A 4,205-nucleotide genomic window follows, 5' to 3' on the forward strand; every position below is an offset into this window, starting at 1 on the left:
TTGCATTACTCAAGAACACTTCTTGCGTAACACACTATAAAAAAATCCATCCATGCCCTGTTCACCAGGTAAAATTTGTTGGCCATGGCCTGTTGCACGTCCCCAGGACCAAGTACCCTGTTGTACCTTACAATCAGAATGACTCGTCGAAAAAGCAGCAATTTGACGTTCATTTTCTTCTGCCATGACCGAACAGGTAGCATAAACCATCATGCCCCCAGGAGCGAGTAATGGCCACATCACCTGCAACAGGTTTTTTTGAATCTCGCTTACAGTCAAGACCTCTTCATTGGTTCGTAATAGCTTTATGTCAGAATGGCGTCGAATTACTCCTGTAGCGGAACAAGGTGCATCGAGAAGTATGCGATCAAAAAGCCGTCCATCCCACCAAGTATCCGGGCTTAGAGCATCTCCTTGTACCAGAGTAGTCGTAAAATTTAATCGATTCAAATTTTCTTTTACTCGTTTTAATCTTTTTGCATCAACATCCAGAGCAACACATTCTAAAAGATTAGACTCAGACTCCAAAATATGGCAAGTTTTACCACCAGGAGCACAGCAAGCATCCAATACCCTCTGGCCTGACTTTAAATCCAATAAAGATGCCGCAAGCTGAGCAGCACCATCTTGTACCGATACGAACCCCTCGGCAAAACCTGGCAGGTTATGCACATCACAAGGAAAAGCCAAAGTAATTCCTTCCGGCGCAACAGGATGGGCCTGGGCATCAATTCCGGCATCAAGTAATGCCTTGAGATAATCATTTACGGTAGTTTTTCTTACATTAACTCTTAATGTCATTGGCGGATGGGCATCATTTGCTTGGGCTATAGCTTCCCAATCATCAGGCCAGTCTGCTTTTAAACGTTTTAATAGCCATTGCGGCTGCCCATAAATAAAAACAGGCTCCTGTTCGAGCGTTGCTAAAATTTGCTCCCGCTGCCGACAAAAATTACGTAATACAGCATTAACCAAACCTTTAGCCCAAACTTTTTTTATTTTGCCAAGTAAAGCAACGGTTTCTTTGACAACCGCATAATCAGGCTTATTCATGTAATGCAATTGGTAAATACCAATAAGTAAAGCAATCCATACATCAATTGCTTTTGGGCGCTTATCAACCAGAGAATCAGCTATAGCTTCCAGTCTGAAATAGTGTCGACAATAGCCAAAGCATATTTCTTTTGTCATCGGAGACACCTCATCCGAAGCGGGCATCAACTGAGATAAAGAAGCTTTCTCTTCGGTTAAGGTAGTGAGTATTTTTAAAGCATGTAATCGTTCATTATTTTTCATTAAAGCACTAAACCTGGGTGCAATTGTGATTTACCTGAATTTAACCAATCGGTGATGGAAATTGCTTTCCCGCCAGGAAATTGAATTCTCTCAATTAAAAGAGCTTTTTTACCTGTTGCAACAAGCATCCCGCTCTTGTCGATGCTTAACACCGTGCCGGGAAGTTCTTCATGTTCAGTGTCTACAGGGCGGGCTTGATGAATGCGGAGGAGCTCATCCCCAAACTCTGTATAAGCAATAGGCCAAGGATTAAATGCACGTACCTTGCAGTCAATTGCCTCAGCTGGATCATGCCAATTAATACGAGCATCTTCTTTGCTGATTTTACCCGCATAAGTAGCTAATTCATTATTTTGCTCTTCTGGCTGCGTTTGGTGTTTTGCTAATGCGTCAATCACTGCCAACAAAGGCTCTGCAGAGATTTGTGCTAATTTATCATGCAAACTTCCTGCAGTATCGTCAGGGGTAATGGGACATTCTGCCTTGGATAACATAGCTCCTGTATCCATTCCAACATCCATTTGCATGAGGGTAACCCCTGATGTCGTATCACCATACAAAACTGCATGCTGGATAGGCGATGCCCCTCTCCATCGGGGTAACAATGAAGCATGAACGTTAATGCAACCTAAACGAGGAGTTTCAAGAACCGCGCGAGGCAAAATCAGACCGTAAGCAATAACAATCATCACATCTGGCTTTAAGGCTGCAAGTTCATCAATCGTTTCCTGGCTTTTAAAGTTCAGCGGTTGGAATACCTCGATATGATGAGCCAAGGCCCATTCCTTCACCGCTGAAGCCTGGAGCTTACGCCCTCGGCCAGCAGGTCTATCAGGCTGAGTATAAATCGCTGAAATGTGATGAGATGATTGGCTCAATGCCTCAAGACAAGGAAGTCCAAACTCAGGAGTACCAGCAAAAACGATATTGAGTCCACTCATGATTTACGAGCTTGTTGACGCTTGAATTTATCCAGCTTTCTGCGTGCCATCATTCTTTTTAAAGGCGACAAGAGATCGACAAATAATTTACCATTCAGGTGATCTATTTCATGCTGTAAACACTCTCCCAGCAACCCGTCTCCGCTAATTTCAAATGGATTTCCTAACCGGTCCAGTGCTTTTACTGTTACTTTTTCAGCCCGCACCACTGTATCATAAGCACCCGGCACAGAGAGACAGCCTTCTTCAAACTCTTTTTCACCAAAAGAGGATACAATTTCAGGATTGATGATCACGATTTGTTGTGTTTTATCACCGACAACATCAATGACTGACAAACGTAAGCTAACACCTATTTGCGGCGCGGCAAGGCCAACACCTTTAGCGTGATACATAGTATCAAACATATCATCAATTAAAGTCTGCAAACTGTCATCAAAAGCGACAACAGGCTTTGCAATTTTTCTTAGACGTTCGTCCGGTAGATAAAGAATCTTACGAATAGCCATTGCTTATCTGGTTCTCCACATAAAAGTCATGATATTATCCCCTATATGTAGTATTGCTGCAAGATGCCAAGGCCGAACAAAGGATTGATACATGAGATATTTGCTCATTTTATTTTGTTTTTTACTATCCCCTGTAAACCACGCATTAAACCTTAGAGCAGATTATCCCCAACGTTATGTTGTCCAGCATGGGGACAGTTTATGGAGCATCGCCAGCCGCTACCTTAAAAACCCTTGGGAATGGAAAGCTCTGTGGCGGGCAAATCCCAACATCAAAAATCCAAATCGCTTATACCCAGGAGCTGTTTTAATCTTGGACTACTACCAAAAACGCCCCTATATTAGAGTGTTATCCAATGGCACCATAAAACTTTCCCCCAGCATACGCCCGCATGCAGTTGATGAAGCAATCCCGCCAATTCCCTTAGGCGAACTGCGCCCTTTTCTGAATGAATCGCTGATTCTTGATGAAGACGTTCTGTTCCGTGCGCCCTATATTGTAGCGTTTATGGGGGAACACATGTTGGGTGGCCAAGGTCAGGAAGTGTACGTCAAAGGATTACATCCATCCCCTGAAATGCCTCCGGGAGGCACCATTGCCTATTCTGTCTTCAGAGGCGGACGAGACTACATTGACCCAATAACCAAAGAACTTCTGGGATATAAAGCCAATTTAGTGGGTTATGGTGAATTAGTAGCTGGCGGCGAACCTGCAACCCTTCTTTTAACCAGCATAAAAGAGGGTATTAAAAAGCTGGATAAAGTGTTAATTAATAACAGCCCAGAATTTGATATGTATTTTGAACCGCAAACCCCAATAAACAAAGTGCAGGGCTACATCATCGAAATGCCTAATGGAATGCCTGGCGGAAACAGCCAAATTGCGGTAGGTGGAGTAGTTATAATTAATATTGGAGCACGCTCAGGAATCGAGGCAGGGGATGTGCTCGGAATATACGGAAAAAAACGTATAGTACAAGATCCCAAAAATCATCTGATACCGATTAAGTTGCCTCCAGAAAGAATAGGTGAGGCAATGGTGTTTCGTGCCTTTACCAAAACCAGTTTTGCTTTAGTTGTTCGCTCAACCAGAGCCATATATCTAATGGACAGAGTTACCAACCCATGAATAATTTACCCTACCTTCTTGCATTAAACAGGATGAATAAAGTCGGTCCAAGGACTGTGGCAAAATTAAAAAAACGCTGGCCCAATCTTCAGGATTTGTTCGCACTTAGCTATTTAGAGCAAGAACAAGCAGGCCTCCCCTCGGCATTAGCCAGAATAATAACAGAATTTGATCTCAATCTGATTCAAGAGGATTTAGACTGGCGAGATAGTGCACCTGACCATCACTTATTGACCTGGGATTCGCCAGATTACCCCGCCTTACTGAAAGAAATTGCAGATCCTCCAATTGTATTATATGCCAAAGGCCAACTGTCAGCGCTCGAACAAC

4 protein-coding genes and 1 pseudogene are annotated in these 4,205 nt (G+C 43.2%); 2 read left to right on the plus strand and 3 right to left on the minus strand.

Annotated features, from left to right (window positions below; genetic code table 11):
- Positions 1-9 precede the first annotated feature (9 nt).
- The 3 genes from rsmB to def are packed head-to-tail and all read right to left on the minus strand — an operon-like array spanning position 10 to position 2,746.
- Entirely contained in the window at positions 10-1,296 is a 1,287-nt protein-coding gene (gene rsmB, locus Q0495_RS15175) for a 16S rRNA (cytosine(967)-C(5))-methyltransferase RsmB (protein WP_298627784.1), read from the minus strand.
- Positions 1,296-2,237, minus strand: a complete 942-nt coding sequence (fmt, locus tag Q0495_RS15180; protein WP_298627786.1) for a methionyl-tRNA formyltransferase — start codon at positions 2,235-2,237, stop codon at positions 1,296-1,298. The genes rsmB and fmt overlap by 1 nt, the downstream gene beginning before the upstream one ends.
- Complete coding sequence (def, locus tag Q0495_RS15185; protein WP_298627788.1) at positions 2,234-2,746, minus strand: peptide deformylase; 513 nt, start codon at positions 2,744-2,746, stop codon at positions 2,234-2,236. Before def ends, fmt begins: the two co-directional genes overlap by 4 nt.
- A gap of 91 nt (positions 2,747-2,837) precedes the next feature.
- Here def and Q0495_RS15190 point away from each other — a divergent pair, with 91 nt between their 5' ends.
- Complete coding sequence (locus tag Q0495_RS15190) at positions 2,838-3,875, plus strand: LysM peptidoglycan-binding domain-containing protein (protein WP_298627790.1); 1,038 nt, start codon at positions 2,838-2,840, stop codon at positions 3,873-3,875.
- Positions 3,872-4,205 (plus strand): annotated as a pseudogene (locus tag Q0495_RS15195) (DNA-protecting protein DprA); the annotation flags it as partial. The gene Q0495_RS15190 and the pseudogene Q0495_RS15195, both read left to right, overlap by 4 nt.

The sequence above is a fragment of the uncultured Legionella sp. genome (genome assembly GCF_937871865.1).
Classification (GTDB): Bacteria; Pseudomonadota; Gammaproteobacteria; order Legionellales; family Legionellaceae; genus Legionella.

Excerpts from the sequence above, each read along its gene's own strand:
- rsmB (WP_298627784.1), bottom strand. The coding sequence starts at position 1,296 with ATGAAAAATAATGAACGATTACATGCTTTAAAAATACTCACTACCTTA.
- fmt (WP_298627786.1), bottom strand. The coding sequence starts at position 2,237 with ATGAGTGGACTCAATATCGTTTTTGCTGGTACTCCTGAGTTTGGACTT.
- def (WP_298627788.1), bottom strand. The coding sequence starts at position 2,746 with ATGGCTATTCGTAAGATTCTTTATCTACCGGACGAACGTCTAAGAAAA.
- Q0495_RS15190 (WP_298627790.1), top strand. The coding sequence starts at position 2,838 with ATGAGATATTTGCTCATTTTATTTTGTTTTTTACTATCCCCTGTAAAC.